This is a genomic window from Sphingomonas abaci (genome assembly GCF_014199625.1).
Classification (GTDB): Bacteria; Pseudomonadota; Alphaproteobacteria; order Sphingomonadales; family Sphingomonadaceae; genus Sphingomonas; species Sphingomonas abaci.
Window position 1 is genome coordinate 1 of record NZ_JACHNY010000025.1, and the last position, 17,174, is coordinate 17,174.

A 17,174-nucleotide genomic window follows, 5' to 3' on the forward strand; every position below is an offset into this window, starting at 1 on the left:
CAACATAGCAGGTCATCTTCCGTCCTCCTCTTCAGGGGACGACAGGCTATCCCAACGAGCACCGCTCCTGATTACGCCATGTGGTTCACCGACCAGCCGGCCGCATGCAGCAGTGCGGTTACCCGGCGATAGCCGTAGCGCCCGTACTGCCTGGCCAGCGCGACGATGTCGTCGGTCAGCGCCTCCTCGTCATCTGCCCCACACGGCACTTTGCGCTGCGTCGACCGATGCTGCCCGAGGACGCGGCACACCCGTCGCTCGGACACATCCAGCACCTCACGCACCTGGTCGATGCACCGCCGGCGCCGTGCGGGGCTCAGAAGTTTCCCCGCGCCGCCTCCTGCAGGATCAGCTTGTCCAATGTCAGGTCCGAGATCGCGCGACGCAGCCGGAGGTTCTCCTTCTCCAGATCCTTCATCCGCCGCGCCTGATCCGTCTTCAGACCACCATATTCCTTGCGCCATCGGTAATAGGTCTGCTCGCTGACTGCGATGCGCCGGCATGCCTCGGCCGTCGTGCCGCCCTGGCCCAGCATGATCTCAACCCCACGCAGCTTGCCGATGATCTCCTCGGGCTTGTGCTTCTTCGCTGGCATTCGTCGTCCCTTCCTCGATCCAGACTGTCATAGTCGATGGACCACTCAGAAGGGGGCAGCTCAGCCGTGCCGTACCGGACACACACGATCCTGACCGATAATGGCATTCAGTTCGCCGAGCAGCCGCGCAACCGGAACACCGCCTGGTCGCGCCAGATGCGCTTCGACATGATCTGCGAGGCGAACGACATCGAACACCGGCTCACCAAGCCGAACCACCCGTGGACGAACGGTCAGGTCGAACGGATGAACCGCACCATCAAGGAGGCAACCGTCAAACGCTTCACTACGAGACCCACGACCAGCTCCGGACGCACCTCGCCGACTTCATGGCCGCCTACAACCTTGCCCGCCGGCTCAAGACGCTCAGCGGCCTCACACCCTACGAATACATCGCCAAGATCTGGACGTCAGAGCCAGACCGGTTCATCGTCGATCCGATCCACCAGATGCCGGGACTGAACACCTAGGAACCGTCGCTCTCGGTTGAGGCACCATGGTTGCCCCGGTGCGTTGACCTCTCTCGAGAGGAGAGTGAAGATGCCCGCAAAGCCCGCCGCCCAGCAGAAGACCGCCGGTGCCGCGCTCAGCGCCAAGCGCGGCGACACCCCGAAGTCGAAGCTGAAAGGTGCCTCCAAGAGCATGGAGGACTCCATGAGCGAGAAGCAGCTGGAGGAGTTGGCGCACACCAAGCGCAAGGGAAAGCCCGAGCACGACAGCAAGGGCTGAACCATGACCGACTTCGCTGCCGCCCGCGCCAGGATGGTGGACGTGCAGATCGCGCGGCGTGGCATTCGCGACGCGGCGGTGCTCGACGCGATGCGCACGGTGCCGCGCGAACGTTTCGTACCGAAGGCGCTTGCCGAATTCGCGTATGAGGACACGCCCCTGCCGATCGGGGCGGAACAGACGATCTCCCAGCCGTTCATCGTGGCGGCCATGATCGAGGCGGCCGAGATCGGGCGGCAGGATCGGGTGCTGGAGGTGGGGGCCGGATCCGGCTACGCCGCCGCCGTTCTCGGCCAGGTCGCCAATCAGGTGTTCGCCGTCGAACGGCATGCGCAGCTCGGCACCGCAGCGGCGGCGCGGATCGAGGCGCTCGGCTACGACAGCGTCCGGATCGAGAGTGGCGACGGCAGCGGCGGACTGCCGGCCGAAGCTCCGTTCGACGCGATCCTGGTGTCCGCGGGCGGGCCGGATGTACCCCATGCGCTGAAGCAGCAACTGGCGGTGGGCGGGCACCTGATCGTGCCGGCGGGAGAACCGGGCGATCAGAAGCTCTGCAAGGTGACCCGCATCACCGAGGATAGCTTCGAGGAGCAGAACCTCGGCGCCGTCACGTTCGTGCCGCTGATCGGCGCCCATGGCTGGCCGGAGGATGGCAGCCGCTCGGCGAGCAATCACACCCCCGGCGCCTCGCGCAAGCAGACGCTGCCGGAGATGATCGCCGAAGCGGCAGAGCCGCTGCCCGCGTTCGACGATCCGGCATTCGGCCGCCTGTTCGATCGGTTCGCGGATCGCCGGGTGCTGCTGCTGGGGGAGGCGAGCCACGGCACCAGCGAATTCTACCAGGCGCGTGCCGCCATCACTCGGCACCTCGTCGAGCACCACGGCTTCACCATCGTCGCGGTCGAGGCGGATTGGCCGGATGCCGCCACCGTCGACCGCTTCGTCCGCCATCGCGAGCCGCGGCCCGGCGCGGAAACGCCGTTCCAGCGCTTCCCCACCTGGATGTGGCGCAACACCGACGTCCAGGCGCTGATCCGCTGGATGCACGCGCACAATGCCGACAGGCCGATGCACGACCGTGCCGGCTTCTACGGGCTCGACATCTACAACATGTCCGGGTCGATCGGCGCGGTGCTCGACTATCTGGACCGGATCGATCCCGAAGCCGGTGCCGCGGCGCGCGAGCGGTACGGATGCCTCACGCCCTGGCAGAAGAACCCGGCGACCTATGGCCGCGCGGCGCTCAGCCGGGGCTATGCCGAGTGCGAGCGGGCCGTGATCGAGCAGTGCCAGGCCTTGCTCCAGAAGCAGCTCGACTATGCGGCGGAGGACGGCGACGATTTCCTGGATGCGGCGCAGAACGCGCGGCTGGTCGCGTCGGCCGAGCGCTACTACCGGATCATGTACTATGGCGGCGCGGAGAGCTGGAACCTGCGCGACACGCACATGTTCGAGACCCTGCGCCATCTGCTGGATGCCAAGGGGCCGGACGCCAAGGCGATCGTCTGGGCGCACAACAGCCACATCGGCGACGCGCGTGCGACCGACATGGGGCAGGTGCGGGACGAGCTGAACATCGGGCAGCTCTGCCGCGAGGAGTGGGGCGATGCGGTCGCGTCTATCGGCTTCGGCACCCATAGCGGCACCGTGGCCGCAGCGACTGACTGGGACGGCGACATGGAGGTGAAGCGCGTCAATCCCTCCCGTCGCGACAGCTATGAGCGGCTATGCCACGACAGCGGCACCGAGCGGTTTCTGCTCGATCTTGCGCCCGGACGGCACGAGGCGCTGCGGCGCGCGTTGGCGGAACCGCGGCTGGAGCGCTTCATCGGCGTCATCTATCGCCCCGACACGGAGCGCTGGAGCCACTATAGCGACGCGGTCCTGCCCGAGCAGTTCGACGCCTATGTGTGGTTCGACACGACCCGCGCCGTGACGCCGCTGGGTCCGGAGCACCATCGCGGCATGCCCGAGACCTATCCGTTCGGCGAGTGACGATCGGCCCACGAGAAGGGCCTGCCCAAGTTTCAGGAGGCACAGATGCACGAGAGCAAATCGGTAAGGGTGCACGCATTTGGTGGGCCGGAGGTGCTGCGGGTCGAACCGGTCCCGATCCCCCAGGCCAAGGATGACGAGGTGCTGGTCCGGGTCGCCGCCGCCAGCCTGAATCCTGTCGACTACAAGACGCGCGAGGGCGAGTTCCCGCCGGTCGGCGAGGACGCGCTGCCCGCCATTCTGGGCCGCGACCTTGCCGGGACGATCGAGGCGGTCGGCACGCGTGCGCACTATATGCTCCGCAAGGGCGATCCCGTTTTCGCCTTCATCGGCTTCGATCGCGGCGGGCAGAGCGAATATGTGGTGGTGAAGGCGCTGGAGCTTGCCGCCGCGCCAGCCTCGATCGATCTCGTGCATGCGGCCGCGGTGCCGCTGGCGGGCATGACGGCGTGGCAGGGGCTGTTCGACCACGGCGGCTTGCAGGCGGGTCAACGCGTGCTGATCCACGGCGGTGCCGGTGGCGTTGGACACCTCGCCGTCCAGTTCGCAAAGGCAAAGGGCGCGACGGTGTTCGTGACCGCGGGGACGGACGATCTCGACTATGTCCGCTCGATCGGCGCGGATACGGCGATCGACTACAAGAACCAGCGGTTCGAGGACGTCGCGACCGACATCGACCTCGTGCTCGACCTGGTCGGCGGCGAGACGCAGACCCGGTCCTTTGCCGTGCTGCGCGACGGTGGCACGCTCGTCTCCACGCTCGATGTCGCCGAACCCGACAAGGGCAGGGACCGCAACATCCGCGTGCCGGAACGCTGGTTGGCACAGGTCAACACGAAGCAGCTCGGCGAAATCGCGGCGCTGATCGACGCGGGCAAGGTGAAGGTCGAGGTTGCCGCGGTGTTTCCCGTCGAAGACGCGCCCTCTGCATACGAGCGGCTGGAGAAGGGCCATGTCCGCGGAAAGATCGTGCTGACCTTCTAAATCAGCGGCGCGGGCGGTCGGTCAGCACCGGCATAGGACTCAGCCGTTCCCCTTCGATGCGGATGCCGCGGGCTCCTGCTCAAAAGGCTCGGGTGCCACGAAGCTGATCTGGCCCAGGCGCCAGGATCGTTCCGGATCCCCAGTCCAATAGGTTGCGGGATCCACCTTTTGTGCAGGAGGCGTCGCGCCGATCACTTGCGCGTGGATGATCCGGCCGGTTTCGCGCAACCGGACCTCCGCGCCCGGGAAGCGGGCTCTGAGTAGCTGGTCTATGGCGGCGGCATCTTCGGCGATCTTCGGACTGTCGAGAGCCCGCGGCGTTCCGTCCACCAGCTCGGCCGTTGCCGCACGAAGGGCGCGCAATCCGTCGTTGAGGATGTCCAGAGCAATGATGCCGGCCGCTACGGCATCGGCCCACCAATAGCCGAGCCCGATCCCGATCACGCCACCGATCCCGGCGATGCCGGTCATCCAGTTCGCCTTCTGGGTCTGCGCGTCGGTAAACAGCGTCTTGTCGTTGAGTGCCCTGGCCAGCGGCAGCTTCAGCCGGCCGAGCACCAGCGGCACCACGATCGAATAGATCTGGGCTGCGACCATGACCCAGCCGAGCCATAATTCGTGACCAAAGACGTCGATGGCAGCGATGGTGGCATGTTCCTGCGCGAACAGGCTCATCGCGGAGTTCACCAGCAAGCTTCCACCGAGCGCCGTCAGCGCTGCCGCCGCGATGGCGAAGGCGAGGCTGGGCGCGCGCTGGAAGCCGTTCGGAAACCGGTTTGTCGGCGCCCAGCGCTCAACCCGGACGGCGACCAGGAACACGATCGGCGGGATCAGGCTCAGGCAATCCTCGATCCAGGCCGTCTTCATCGTCTGGCTGGATCCCATTGCCGCGCCCATCACGGCGATCACGCTGATCGTCCAGGCGATCGACCACCATTCCAGCCGCTCGGCGCGGCGCATCAGCGGCACGAGCGCTTCGGGCAGGGCGTTGCTCATCGTGCCACCTTCCTTGCCTCTCGTTGCACCAGCATGATCCATGCATTCTCGCCGTTGCGTGTCACCGCATGGTCGTTCAGCGTGCTTGCCGCTGCCGTCTCGGACGCGAGCGGGGGACCAAGCGTGACGCGGGTCTTCCAAGGTGTGTCTTCGGCGAAACGCCCGCCGACCACGATGTCGAGGTCGCCGGCTTCCAGTCGCAGCAGCAGCGCCTCTTGCCCGTCGCGGGTCACGGCCGGGTTCGCCCCGGTGTCCTTCGCCAAGGCCGCGATCAGGGCGTCGGCACGGCGGATGCTCTGGAGATCGGCGCCCTCGACCATTCCGACGTGCAGGACCCGTTCTCGCCGGATGCGTTTCAGGCTGCCGTCCGGATCGCGCGGGATGTCCCCGCAGCTGGCCAACAGAAAGAAGAAGAGGGGGAACAGGGCTCGCATGCGCCACCCCATATCGGATTTCGCCCGATTACCGAATCAGGCGGAAGCCGAGCTGGCTGCGGTCCTCGGACAGGAGCGGAACGATACGCCCCCCGACTTGCATTCTGTCGACCGTGATACCTGCCCCGGGCACCAGCCGCCCGTCGCCGGGAGCAGGGTGCGCCTTCGCGACCTGCTCCCGGGCACCCGCCTCAATCGGGCAGCGCATAGGCGATCAGCGCGTCGCTGACCGGCGTTTCCATGAAGTGGTGTCCGCCCGCCATGATCACCAGATACTGCTTGCCGTTCGCTTCATAGGTCATCGGCGTCGCCTGGCCGCCGCCCGGCAGCACATCCTGCCAGATCGTCTTGCCGGTGCGCAGGTCGATCGCCCGGATCAGATTGTCGGTGGCCGCGGCGATGAACACCAGTCCGCCGGCGGTCACCACCGCGCCACCGTTGTTGGGCGTGCCGATGGTGAAGGGCAACATCGAGGGAATACCGAACGGCCCGTTGGTGCGTGCGGTCCCGAACGCACGATCCCAGATGATCTTGCCGTCGGCCATGTTGATCGCCCGGATGCCGCCATAGGGAGGCTCCTTGCACAGCATGCCGGTGCCGTTCTTCGAGAACGGCCAGAACTTGTTGCGCCAGCCGGCATTCACGTCGACCGCATAGGGCGTGTTCGCCTGCGGATCGCCGGCACCCTCCGCGCCGCCGATGTCGCCGCGCGCCTGATCGCGCGGCGCCCAGCCCCGCTTGTTCGCCTCGGCACGGGGCACCAGCGTGACGTAGTTGGGCATGTCGTTGTAGTTGGCGACGATCACCCCGCGCTGCGGGTCGATCGCGATGCCGCCCCAATCGGTGCCGCCGTTATAGCCGGGGTATTCGATCGAGTGACGCCCGGCCTCGGGCGGCGTGAAGAAGCCCTTGTAGCTCGCCTTGCGGTACTGGATGCGGCAGATCATCTGGTCGATCGGCGACATGCCCCACATGTCGCGCTCGGCCAGGTCGGGTTTGCGCAGCGTGTGCCACAGCGACACCGGCTGGGTGGCGGCGCGCTGCTCCGGCTCGACGCCGCCGGAGGGGGCACGGATCTCCCCCACCGGCGTCAGCGCGCGGCCGTTACGCCGGTCCAGCACATAGATGTCGCCCTGCTTCGACGGCAGCACCAGCGCCGGGGTGCCCTTGAAGTCGACCAGCGTCGCCTGCGCGCCGAAGTCATAGTCCCAGACGTCGTTGCGCACCGCCTGGAAGCGCCAGCGGGGCTTGCCGGTGGTCACGTCGATTGCGACCAGCGAGGTTGCGAACCGCTTCTCCTCCGGCCGGCGCAGGCTGGAGTAATAATCCACCGCCGCATTGCCCATCGGAAGATAGACCAGACCCAGCTGCTCGTCGCCCGAGGCGATCGTCCACATGTTGGGGGTGCCGCGTGCCCAGGTCTGGCCCTCGGGCGGATAACCGCTCCACTGCGGGTTCATCATGTCCCACGCCCAGCGTAGCTGTCCGGTACGGGCGTCGAAACCCTGGATCACGCCAGAGGGCGCCCAGCGGTCCTGTCCATCCAGCACCTGATGCCCGGTCACCAGCACGCCGCGTACCAGCGTCGGCGGCGAATTGATCGACACGAAGCCCGGCGGCACCTCTCCCATGCCGATCTTGGCATCCGTCTGGCCGTTGGTGCCGAAATCCGGGCACAGCCGGCCGCTGCGTGCATCCACGGCGATCAGGCGCGCGTCGAGCGTGCCTTCGATGATCCGGGTCGCACAAGCCTGGTCGGCTGCCATGCCCGGAACCGCATAATAGACGACGCCGCGGCACGCTGCGGTATAGGGGATCGCCTCGTCCGGCACCTTGGGATCGTAGCGCCAGCGCTCCCGGCCCGTCGCTGCCTCCAGCGCGATCATGATGTTCTTGGGGGTGCACAGATAGATGGTGTCGCCGATCTTCAGCGGCGTCGTCTCCGCGCCATAGGTGTTCCGGATTTTCTCCGACTTCGGCAGGTCGCCGGTGTGGATCACCCACGCCCGCTTCAGCTTGCCGACGTTTGCCGGATTGATCTGCGCCAGCGGCGAGTAGCGCCGGGCGCTGTACGTGCCGCCATAGGCCGGCCAGTCGGCGCCGACCTGCTGGCCGGACGGATCCGCCATGCCGGCGGTGCCGGGTGCGGGCAGCTGGCTCCAGATCGGATTGGGCGCATTGGCGTCCGCCACCCACAGGTTCACCCCGGTGACCAGCACCGCCGCCGCCACGCCGCCCAGCGCCAGCTGCCAGCGGTTGCGCCGCCAGCTCAGCGTCGGCATCACGAGCAGCACGGCGACCAGCAGCACGACGGGCGCGACGATCCGCGGCACCAGCGCCCAGGCATCCGGACCCGATTCCCACCATGCCCATATGAAGGTGACAGCGACGATGCCGAGATACAGCCAGCCGCCGGCAAGCCGCCCCTTGATGAGCAGAGCGCCTGCCACCGCCATCGCGACGCCGACGACCAGATAATAGAGGGACCCGCCCAGCATGGCGAGCCATGCGCCTCCTGCCGCCAGGATCAGTCCGATCAGCGCGATCACGGCGCCGACGACGATCGAACTCCAGCTACCCCAGCGGCGTGTTTCTGGACCCGCCTGCACTTGCGAAGGGGGACTGCCGAAGGAAGAGGTTCTGGAGTCGGTCACGACGGGGCTCCTTCACGACGACCGTTGCCGCGCAAGCTATGCTGCTTCACCAGCGCGCAGCGCCCTTTCCGGTCGGATCGAAGTCTGAGTTGCTGCAAGGGACCTGGGACCATAGTCGCAAGATCAGCTATGGGTTGGATCGGCCAAGATCGCCTCGGGTGCGTCGTCGTGGTCATGCTCGCCCTCCTCAACGGAAGGAGAATGGACGGAGTTTGCATCCGTTCCATGAATGGCTTTGACCGGCAGAGTATTTGGGTGCTGCTGACAGGTGACGTTCTCCCTGTTTTTTCATCCAAGCTGAGTGAGAGTTTTCCGGCCCTTTAAAGCCTGTGTGCAAGGAGCTGGGACATGAAGAAGTCGAGGTACACGGAAGAGCAGATCGCGTTCGCGCTGAAGCAAGCGGAGACCGGCACGCCGGTGGCGGAGGTGATCCGGCGGATGGGGGTATCCGAGCAGACGTTCTACCGCTGGAAGAAGGTGTATGGCGGGCTGGGTGTGGGCGAGTTGCGGCGGGTGAAGCAGCTCGAGGACGAGAACCGCAAGTTGAAGCAGCTCGTCGCGGACCTGAGCCTCGACAAGCACATCCTGCAGGACGTGCTCGCAAAAAAGCTCTGACGCCTGGGCGGCGGCGCGAGATTGTCGCGCACGTCCAGGCGTCCCATGGCATCAGCGAGCGGCGCAGTTGCCTCGCGCTCGGCGTCGACCGCTCGTCGGTGCGCTACGTGTCGCACAAGCCAGACCAGGCTCCTCTGCGGCTGCGCATCCGCGATCTGGCGGCGGCACGGGTGCGCTACGGCTATTTCCGGATCTGTATTCTACTGCGGCGGGAAGGCTGGCTCGTGAACCACAAGCGTGTGTACCGGCTGTATCGGGAGGATGGATTGAGCCTTCGGCTCAGGCGGTCCCGCCGCAACGTCAGCGCCGCGAACCGCGAGCGCCAGCCGGCGGCATCGGCGCCGAACGAGATGTGGTCGATGGACTTCGTCTCGGACGCGCTGTTCGACGGTCGCCGGCTGCGAGCGCTAACGGTGGTCGACGCCTTCACGCGCGAGGCTCTGGCGATCGACGTCGACCAGGGCATCAAGGGCGAGCAGGTGGTGACCGCGATGGCGCGGATCGCTTCGGTGCGTGGTGCGCCGAAGACCATCAGGGTGGACAATGGGCCGGAGTTCATCTCGAAGGCGCTCGACCGCTGGGCCTATGAAAACGGCGTCACGCTCGACTTTTCGCGGCCGGGCAAGCCTACCGACAACGCCTTCGTCGAAAGCTTCAATGGTCGCCTGCGCGACGAGTGCCTGAACAGCCACTGGTTCCTGTCGCTGGCTGATGCCCGGATCAAGATCGAGGCTTGGCGGCGGGACTATAACGAGAGCCGTCCTCACACGGCTCTTGGCTGGCTGACGCCAGCTGAATATGCTGCATCCGCCGGGGTTAACCCCGGCGGATGCAAGCCGGAAGCTCGCATCACGCCCGGATGAGAAACCGGGGGACCGTCACTGCGATGCTCCCGACTAACTGTGTGAGCACGCGCGGTCACCAGGAAAGCATCGTCATGGCGACCATCGCGGGCTTAAGCCACCGCTCTAGGATCGAGCTTTCATAAAGCTCGTCAGGACCAGAACCGGCGTGAAACAACGTACGACGCTAGATCTGGCGAAAGGTATAACGCGTGGTAGGCCTTCGGAACGTCTCCGGGGCGAGTGCTCGCGTGATCGGTGGAAGCGAACGATCCGGACAGTCTGGGCGCTCGCATAGATGGCAGGCCGGACCGATCGGTGTTGTTCCGCTCGCCGCGGCTGCGTATCCGATCCGATCGGCGTGGCGCGCCTCACAGCCCAGAACCAGCAGCGTCGGTTCTGTATCTGCGGGCGCGCTGATCGCCCGTGCCCAGGTCAGATATCTCGCATCGTCCGGCAACACGGCCAAGTCGACCACTGTCTCCCCAGGCCGGCGTATTGCCCGGTGGACGCGCCAGCGTGGGCAACCGCCACCGAAGCGGGCAAAGGGCGTGCTTGCCTCCGCGAAACGCTTGGCAACATTGCCGGCAACATCCAGCTTGAGAAAGAACAGCGGGACGCCTCGCGCACCCGGTCGATCAAGCGTGGTCAGCCGGTGTGCGACCTGCTCGATCGACGCGCCGAAGCGATGTGAGAGGAGGTCGAGGTCGTATCGACTTGCTTCGGCGGCGGCGTGGAAGCGGGCATAGGGCATTACCAGCGCGGCCGCCGCGTAGTTCGTCGCGATCTGGAAGGCGAGCGCTCGCGTTTCCGCATTGGGCGGACCGGCGATCACAACGGCAGCAGCGATAGCCTCGCTCAACTCCACTTGCGCCAGCTGCACGGCGATGCCGAACAGGCGGCTCGCGGCCGAGAGCTGTTCCGAGAGCATCAAGCGGCGCCGGTGCAAGTCGTAGTGGCGTAGCGCGCCGGGAAGAACCTCCATCGGGACGACCCGAACAGTGGTGCCATGTTGTTCGCGCAATCGCGCTACCATCGCCTCGCGCAGCACCTCCGGATCGTCGCAGATGCCCAGCGATAGCGCCTCCGCCGCTTCGTCCAGCTCGGGAAGATGATTGCGACGCCGGTCTAGCCAGTCGCGCGACCAGGCGAGGGGCGAGGACAGGCGGGTATCTGACGCGCCCGCCGTTTCGACCCGGGCGGGTAACTGGCGCAGGTCCGCAAGTGCGCGGTACAGCCGCTTCACCGCCTCCGCGACGCCGGGGTAGTTTTCTGCGACTTCCAACACCTCCTGGCGGCCGATGCCGATCTCGCGGACTAGATCGTCAGCAAAGATCTCGTGCAGGTCGCTCGCCGCAGCTTCGTTCGCGCCCGCCACAAAGCCGCGCACGTCGATGTCATAGGTGTCCGCCAGTCGCAGCAGCATCTGCGCGGTGAGAGGACGCTGGTTCCGCTCCAGATGGTTGAGGTAGCTCGGCGAGACGCCCAGTTCCTCCGCCATGCGCGTCTGATTGATGCCCAGCTCGCGCCGGAGCATCCGCAGGCGCGGTCCGAGATAAAGCTTCCGATCGCGATTTGGCGCCACACTGTCGGTTTGTCATCATACGACAACGTGATCAAGTCACGATCTGACCCATCGTCAATATCCGTCCTTCCGATCCGTACGGGGCCCGTTCACCACCGCCTACGACTTACGGAGGGATCAATGATCTATCAGGACCTTGTCGCGGAATTGGTGGGTTTGATCGCGCGCCACGGGAATTGGAACGGCATCGCAGCGGAGGCAGCTGCGCGAATGCGGCTCCAGAACCGCTTCGACTGCGGGCTCGACATCGCGCGGCATACGGCGCGGATCATGCGGGCGGACATGGCAGCGTTCGACGCTGACCCGGCGCGGTACACCCAGTCGCTCGGCTGCTGGCACGGCTTCATCGGCCAGCAGAAGGTCATCAGCATTCGCAAGCATTTCGGCTCCACCGCGCGCCGGTATCTCTACCTGTCGGGCTGGATGGTGGCGGCGCTCCGGTCCGAGTTCGGGCCGCTTCCCGACCAGTCGATGCACGAGAAGACCAGCGTTCCCGCACTGATCGAGGAGCTCTACACCTTCCTGAAGCAGGCGGACGCACGCGAGCTGGGGTTGTTGTTCCGTGACCTCGACGCCGCGCGGGCCACCAACGACCACGCACGCGAGCGCGACCTGCTGGAACGTATCGACGCGTTCGAGACGCATGTCGTGCCGATCATCGCCGACATCGACGCCGGCTTCGGCAATGCCGAGGCGACCTATCTCCTCGCCAAGAAGATGATCGAGGCGGGCGCCTGCGCGCTCCAGATCGAGAACCAGGTGTCGGACGAGAAGCAGTGCGGCCACCAGGACGGCAAGGTCACCGTCCCGCATGAGGACTTCATCGCCAAGATCCGCGCCTGCCGCTACGCCTTCCTCGAATTGGGCGTGGAGGACGGGATCATCGTCGCCCGCACTGACTCACTCGGCGCGGGGCTGACCAAGCAGATTGCCTATAGCCGCGAACCGGGGGACCTCGGCGGCCAGTATAATGAATTTCTCGACTGCGAGGAGGTCAGCGACCTCGCGGCCCTGCGCGGCGACGTGCTGATCGAACGGGACGGACAGCTGGTCCGGCCCAGGCGGCTGCCGTCCAACCTGTTCCAGTTCCGCGAGGGCACCGGTGCGGACCGGGTCGTGCTCGACTGCGTGACGGCACTCCGGCATGGCGCCGATCTGCTGTGGATCGAGACGGAGAAGCCGCATATCGAGCAGATCGCGGCCATGACCGACCGCATCCGCGCGGTTGTTCCCGACGCCAAGCTGGTCTACAACAACTCGCCCTCGTTCAACTGGACGCTGAACTTCCGCCAGCAGGTGTTCGACGCCTGGACGGCGGAGGGGCGCGATCTCGCCGACTACGAGCGCGCGGCGCTGATGAGCGTAATCTATGACGGGACCGAGCTGGCGCGCGAGGCGGACGAGAGGATTCGGACGTTCCAGCGCGACGCAAGCGCGCGGGCGAACATCTTCCACCACCTTATCACGCTGCCGACCTATCATACCGCGGCGCTCAGCACCGACACCCTCGCCCGCGACTATTTCGGGGAAGCGGGAATGCTTGGCTATGTCGCCGGCGTGCAGCGTCGCGAGATCCGCGACGGCATCGCCTGCGTCCGGCACCAGAACATGTCCGGCAGCGACATCGGCGACGACCACAAGGAATATTTCGCCGGGGATTCCGCCCTGAAAGCCGGCGGCGTTCACAACACCATGAACCAGTTCGCCTGAAGGAGAGGAAGCATGACGACCGACACCATCCAGCCCACCCCCGCTCGCGCCCGAGCCGTCTTCTCCAACGAGGATTTCGGTCTGCTCAGGAAAGCGGTGATGCACTACCTGAAGCAGCCGGAGGTTCAGGACGCGCCGGAGTCGGTGAAGTACGTCAACCTGTTCCACCGGCTAGGCCGACTGGGTTGAGCCGAGGGACGATGACAACCTATTGCGATCGGGCGGGGCTGCGTGTCGCTGGAGTGCTGGCGGCCTTTGTGGAGGCGCGGGCATTGCCGGCGACAGGCATCGCGCCCGACCGGTTCTGGGCGGGGGTGGCCGCGATCTTTCAGCGGTTCGCGCCGGAGAACCGGGCGCTGCTGGCGCGGCGCGACGAGTTGCAGGCAGCGATCGACGCGCGTTACGCAGCAGGCGAAGCGGTGGATGAGAGTTTCCTGCGCGGCATCGGCTACCTGGCGGACGAGCCCGCGCCGTTCCGCATCGATACCAGCGGCATCGATGCGGAGGTAGGACAGTTGGCCGGGCCGCAGCTGGTCGTGCCGGTGCTGAACGCGCGCTTCCTGCTCAACGCGGCGAACGCCCGCTGGGGCAGCCTTTATGACGCGCTGTACGGCACAGACGCGCTGCCGGGTACGGCGCCTCCGGGCGGCTACGATGCCGGGCGTGGGGCGCAGGTGATTGCCTGGGCCAGGCAGTTTCTGGACCGCACCGTTCCGCTGGCGAGCAAAAGCTGGGCCGAGTGGAGCGGTGATGCGCCCGACCTCGCCGACCCTCGCCAGCTGATCGGCCGGTCCGGCGAGAACCTGCTGCTGCGCCACAACGGTCTGCACATCGAATTGGTGATCGACCGCACACACCCGATCGGCCGGAGCGATCCGGCCGGGATCGCGGACGTGCTGCTCGAATCGGCGCTGACGACGATCGTCGACCTGGAGGACTCTGTCGCGGCAGTGGACGCGCAGGACAAGGTCGCGGGCTATGCCCACTGGCTGGGCGTGATGTGCGGCGACCTGACCGTCATGTTCGAGAAGGGTAGCAGGCGCTTGGAGCGGCGGCTTGCTGAGGACCGGCGCTACGTCGCTCCGGATGGGATCGAGCTGGTCCTGCCTGGCCGCTCGCTGCTGTTCGTGCGCAACGTCGGCCACCTGATGACCACGCCAGCGCTCCTGCTGCCGGATGGCAGCGAGGCACCGGAAGGCATACTCGACGCGATCGTCACCAGCCTGGTCGGGCTGCACGACCTCATGGGGCTCGGCCGTCGCCGCAACAGCCGTGCGGGGTCGATCTACATCGTCAAGCCCAAGATGCACGGGCCGGAGGAATGCGCCTTCACCGACCGTCTGTTCGACGCGGTGGAGGACCTGCTCGGCCTCGCGCGCCACACGATCAAGGTCGGCGTCATGGACGAAGAGCGACGCACCTCCGCCAACCTCGCCGCCTGTATCGCCGCCGTCCGGCACCGGATCGCGTTCATCAACACCGGCTTCCTCGATCGTACGGGAGACGAGATGCATACCGCGATGCATGCCGGCCCGATGATCCGCAAAGGCGAGATGAAGGAAGCGACGTGGATCCGCGCCTATGAGGATCGCAACGTTCAAGTCGGCCTGGCTTGTGGACTGGCTGGACGGGCGCAGATCGGCAAGGGCATGTGGGCGGCGCCCGACCGCATGGCGGACATGCTGGCGCACAAGGCGGCACATCCGATGAGCGGCGCCAGCACCGCCTGGGTGCCGAGTCCGACCGCGGCGACGTTGCACGCGACGCACTACCACGCGATCAAGGTGGCGGACCGCCAGGCGGCGCGGGCCGGGGAAGTGGTGGCCCCGATCGCCGACCTCTTGACCGTTCCGGTCGCGACCAGGCGGAACTGGCGGCCCGAAGAAGTGCGGGCCGAACTCGACAACAATGTCCAGGGTATCCTGGGTTATGTGGTTCGCTGGATCGACCAGGGCGTGGGCTGTTCCAAGGTGCCGGACATCCACGATGTCGGCCTGATGGAAGATCGCGCGACGCTTCGGATCAGTGCGCAGCACTTGGCGAACTGGCTGCTTCACGGCGTTGCCACGCACGAGCAAGTGGATGCGGCCTTCGCCCGTATGGCGGCGAGGGTGGATGGGCAGAATGCCGGCGATCCGCTGTACCGGCCGCTCACACCCGACAGTTTCGCGATGCAGGCGGCAAAGGCGCTCGTGTTCGAGGGTGTCGCCCAGCCGAACGGCTACACCGAGCCGCTGCTACATCGATTCCGTCTTCAGGCAAAAAGTGCGGGGAATATGCACTCGAAGTCTGCGGCTTAGCGTCGGTACTGAACTGCGGCGATTCGCAACTTGAAGAAGATGCTTCTTTCAGCCGTGTCACCGGCGGGCTGTCTGACGGGTGCTGCGAAGCGCCCACACCCGACCAGCCAGCCCACCTCACCCGGCCTACAGCTTCGCCGTCAGTTCCGGCACGACTGTGAACAGATCTCCCACCAGGCCGATGTCGGCGACCTGGAAGATCGGTGCGTCCTCGTCCTTGTTGATCGCGACGATCACTTTGGAGTCCTTCATGCCCGCCAGGTGCTGGATCGCGCCGGAGATGCCGACCGCGATGTAGGCTTCCGGTGCGACGATCTTGCCGGTCTGGCCGACCTGATAGTCGTTGGGAACATAGCCCGCATCCACCGCCGCGCGGCTCGCGCCGACGCCCGCGCCCAGCTTGTCGGCAAGCGGCTCGATCAGTTCGTGGAACTTCTCGCCAGAGCCGAGTGCCCGGCCGCCCGAAACGATCACCTTGGCGCTGGTGAGCTCGGGGCGTGCATTCTCGGCAAGTTCGGAGCCGACATAGGTGGACACACCCTTATCGCCCGTCGAAGTGACGGGCTGGACCGTGCCCGACCCGCCAGTTGCGGCCGCCTTGTCGAAGGCGGTGGTGCGGACGGTTACGACCTTCTTGGCGTCGCTCGTCTGCACGGTCGCGATCGCGTTGCCGGCATAGATCGGGCGGGTGAAGCTATCCTCGCCCTCGACTGACAATATGTCGCTGATCTGCATCACGTCGAGGAGCGCGGCGACACGCGGCGCGATGTTCTTGCCCGTGGTGGTCGCAGGCGCAACGAAGGCATCGTGGTTCCCCATCAGCTGAACCACCACCGGGGCGACATTCTCGGCCAGCGCATGTGCATAGGCGGCATCGTCGGCGACATGCACCGTGCCCGAGCCAGCGATCTGCGCGGCAGCCTGGGCAACGCCGTCCACTCCCTGCCCGGCGACGAGCAGGTTCACCTCGCCCAGCTTCGACGCGGCGGTGACCGCGGCGAGTGTGGCATCCTTTACCGTCGAACCGTCATGCTCGACCCAGACCAACGTTTTCATGCTTCCGTTCCTTCAGCCACTCCCACCCGTTCGCGTCGAGGAGGCATTGAGCCTGTCGAAATGCCGTTTCGAAACACGTCCACCTGGAGGCGCGGCCCTTCGAGACGGGTCTTCGACTTCGCTCAGCCCCTCCTCAGCAAACGGGGAGGGGAGGATCATCCTTACTTTGCGATGCCCATCGCCTGGAGCTTCATCGCCAGTTCGTCGACATCGGCTACCTTGATGCCCGCCTGGCGCTTGCCAGGCTCGACCACCTTGAGCGTTTTGATACGCGGGGTGACGTCGACGCCGTAGTCGGCCGGCGTCTTCTGGGCGAGCGGCTTGCTCTTAGCCTTCATGATGTTGGGCAGAGAGGCATAGCGCGGCTCGTTGAGGCGCAGGTCGGTGGTGACGATCGCGGGGAGGGTGAAGCGGTCGGTTTCCAGCCCACCATCCACCTCACGCGTCACGGTGACGCTGTCCGCCGCCAGCGTCACCCTCGAGGCGAAGGTACCCTGACCCCAGCCGAGCAGCCCCGCCAGCATCTGTCCGGTCTGGCCAATTTAACATAATCTATGTTATCGATCTTGTGTTTCATTGCTTGAGTGTAAGCGCAACGTGCAAATGACACCTCTCCGCAACTTAGAGATGACACTTTAAGCTGACAAGCGGACGTCGGGTGCCATGATCGTCGCCAGGT

12 protein-coding genes and 3 pseudogenes are annotated in these 17,174 nt (G+C 66.0%); 8 read left to right on the forward strand and 7 right to left on the reverse strand.

All coding sequences use genetic code 11. The features are described 5' to 3' along the window. Nucleotides 1-83: 83 nt before the first annotated feature. Nucleotides 84-595: pseudogene (locus tag GGQ96_RS20705) on the reverse strand (transposase); the annotation flags it as partial. Nucleotides 596-775: 180 nt separating this feature from the next. Between GGQ96_RS20705 and GGQ96_RS20710 the strand changes: the two are divergent. From GGQ96_RS20710 to GGQ96_RS20725, 4 genes and pseudogenes are all read left to right on the forward strand, one after another. Then, nucleotides 776-1,065 (forward strand): annotated as a pseudogene (locus tag GGQ96_RS20710) (integrase core domain-containing protein); the annotation flags it as partial. A gap of 70 nt (nt 1,066-1,135) precedes the next feature. Next, nucleotides 1,136-1,324 (forward strand): DUF3008 family protein, encoded by a 189-nt coding sequence (locus tag GGQ96_RS20715; RefSeq protein WP_184117146.1) that lies wholly within the window; start codon nt 1,136-1,138, stop codon nt 1,322-1,324. Nucleotides 1,325-1,327: 3 nt separating this feature from the next. Next, nucleotides 1,328-3,319 carry a protein-L-isoaspartate(D-aspartate) O-methyltransferase gene (locus GGQ96_RS20720; RefSeq protein WP_184117147.1) on the forward strand — a complete coding sequence of 664 codons (1,992 nt, stop codon included), beginning with the start codon at nt 1,328-1,330 and terminating at the stop codon, nt 3,317-3,319. 45 nt (nt 3,320-3,364) lie between these two features. Next, nucleotides 3,365-4,303: an NADP-dependent oxidoreductase gene (locus GGQ96_RS20725; protein ID WP_184117148.1), complete on the forward strand. Its 939-nt coding sequence runs from the start codon at nt 3,365-3,367 to the stop codon at nt 4,301-4,303. 39 nt (nt 4,304-4,342) lie between these two features. Here the strand turns inward: GGQ96_RS20725 and GGQ96_RS20730 are convergent, their stop codons facing one another. The 3 genes from GGQ96_RS20730 to GGQ96_RS20740 form a co-directional block, all read right to left on the reverse strand. Beyond that, nucleotides 4,343-5,299, reverse strand: a complete 957-nt coding sequence (locus GGQ96_RS20730) for a cation efflux transmembrane domain-containing protein (protein ID WP_184117149.1) — start codon at nt 5,297-5,299, stop codon at nt 4,343-4,345. After that, complete coding sequence (locus tag GGQ96_RS20735) at nt 5,296-5,733, reverse strand: hypothetical protein (RefSeq protein WP_125960852.1); 438 nt, start codon at nt 5,731-5,733, stop codon at nt 5,296-5,298. The genes GGQ96_RS20730 and GGQ96_RS20735 overlap by 4 nt, the downstream gene beginning before the upstream one ends. Before the next feature lie 191 nt (nt 5,734-5,924). Further along, complete coding sequence (locus tag GGQ96_RS20740) at nt 5,925-8,387, reverse strand: membrane-bound PQQ-dependent dehydrogenase, glucose/quinate/shikimate family (protein WP_425506722.1); 2,463 nt, start codon at nt 8,385-8,387, stop codon at nt 5,925-5,927. A gap of 348 nt (nt 8,388-8,735) precedes the next feature. On the opposite strand from GGQ96_RS20740, the gene GGQ96_RS20745 reads away from it, so the two are divergent. Further along, nucleotides 8,736-9,865 (forward strand): IS3 family transposase gene (locus GGQ96_RS20745; RefSeq protein ID WP_425506723.1). Its coding sequence is split into 2 segments (ribosomal slippage): nt 8,736-8,997 and nt 8,997-9,865, totalling 1,131 coding nucleotides; the frame shifts between segments, so codons are not numbered across the junction. Between the two features lie 166 nt (nt 9,866-10,031). Here the strand turns inward: GGQ96_RS20745 and GGQ96_RS20750 are convergent. Next, nucleotides 10,032-11,429 (reverse strand): short-chain fatty acyl-CoA regulator family protein, encoded by a 1,398-nt coding sequence (locus GGQ96_RS20750; protein ID WP_132883708.1) that lies wholly within the window; start codon nt 11,427-11,429, stop codon nt 10,032-10,034. 120 nt (nt 11,430-11,549) lie between these two features. Here GGQ96_RS20750 and GGQ96_RS20755 point away from each other — a divergent pair, with 120 nt between their 5' ends. The 3 genes from GGQ96_RS20755 to GGQ96_RS20765 are packed head-to-tail and all read left to right on the forward strand — an operon-like array spanning nt 11,550 to nt 15,439. Beyond that, nucleotides 11,550-13,139: an isocitrate lyase gene (locus tag GGQ96_RS20755; protein WP_132883707.1), complete on the forward strand. Its 1,590-nt coding sequence runs from the start codon at nt 11,550-11,552 to the stop codon at nt 13,137-13,139. 12 nt (nt 13,140-13,151) lie between these two features. After that, nucleotides 13,152-13,328, forward strand: coding sequence for a hypothetical protein (locus GGQ96_RS20760; protein WP_165890034.1), 177 nt, complete (start codon nt 13,152-13,154; stop codon nt 13,326-13,328). Nucleotides 13,329-13,339: 11 nt separating this feature from the next. Then, nucleotides 13,340-15,439 carry a malate synthase G gene (locus GGQ96_RS20765; protein ID WP_132883706.1) on the forward strand — a complete coding sequence of 700 codons (2,100 nt, stop codon included), beginning with the start codon at nt 13,340-13,342 and terminating at the stop codon, nt 15,437-15,439. 126 nt (nt 15,440-15,565) lie between these two features. Here the strand turns inward: GGQ96_RS20765 and GGQ96_RS20770 are convergent, their stop codons facing one another. Then, nucleotides 15,566-16,495 carry an electron transfer flavoprotein subunit alpha/FixB family protein gene (locus tag GGQ96_RS20770; RefSeq protein ID WP_184117151.1) on the reverse strand — a complete coding sequence of 310 codons (930 nt, stop codon included), beginning with the start codon at nt 16,493-16,495 and terminating at the stop codon, nt 15,566-15,568. 161 nt (nt 16,496-16,656) lie between these two features. Then, nucleotides 16,657-17,031: pseudogene (locus GGQ96_RS20775) on the reverse strand (electron transfer flavoprotein subunit beta/FixA family protein); the annotation flags it as partial. Nucleotides 17,032-17,174: the final 143 nt, after the last annotated feature.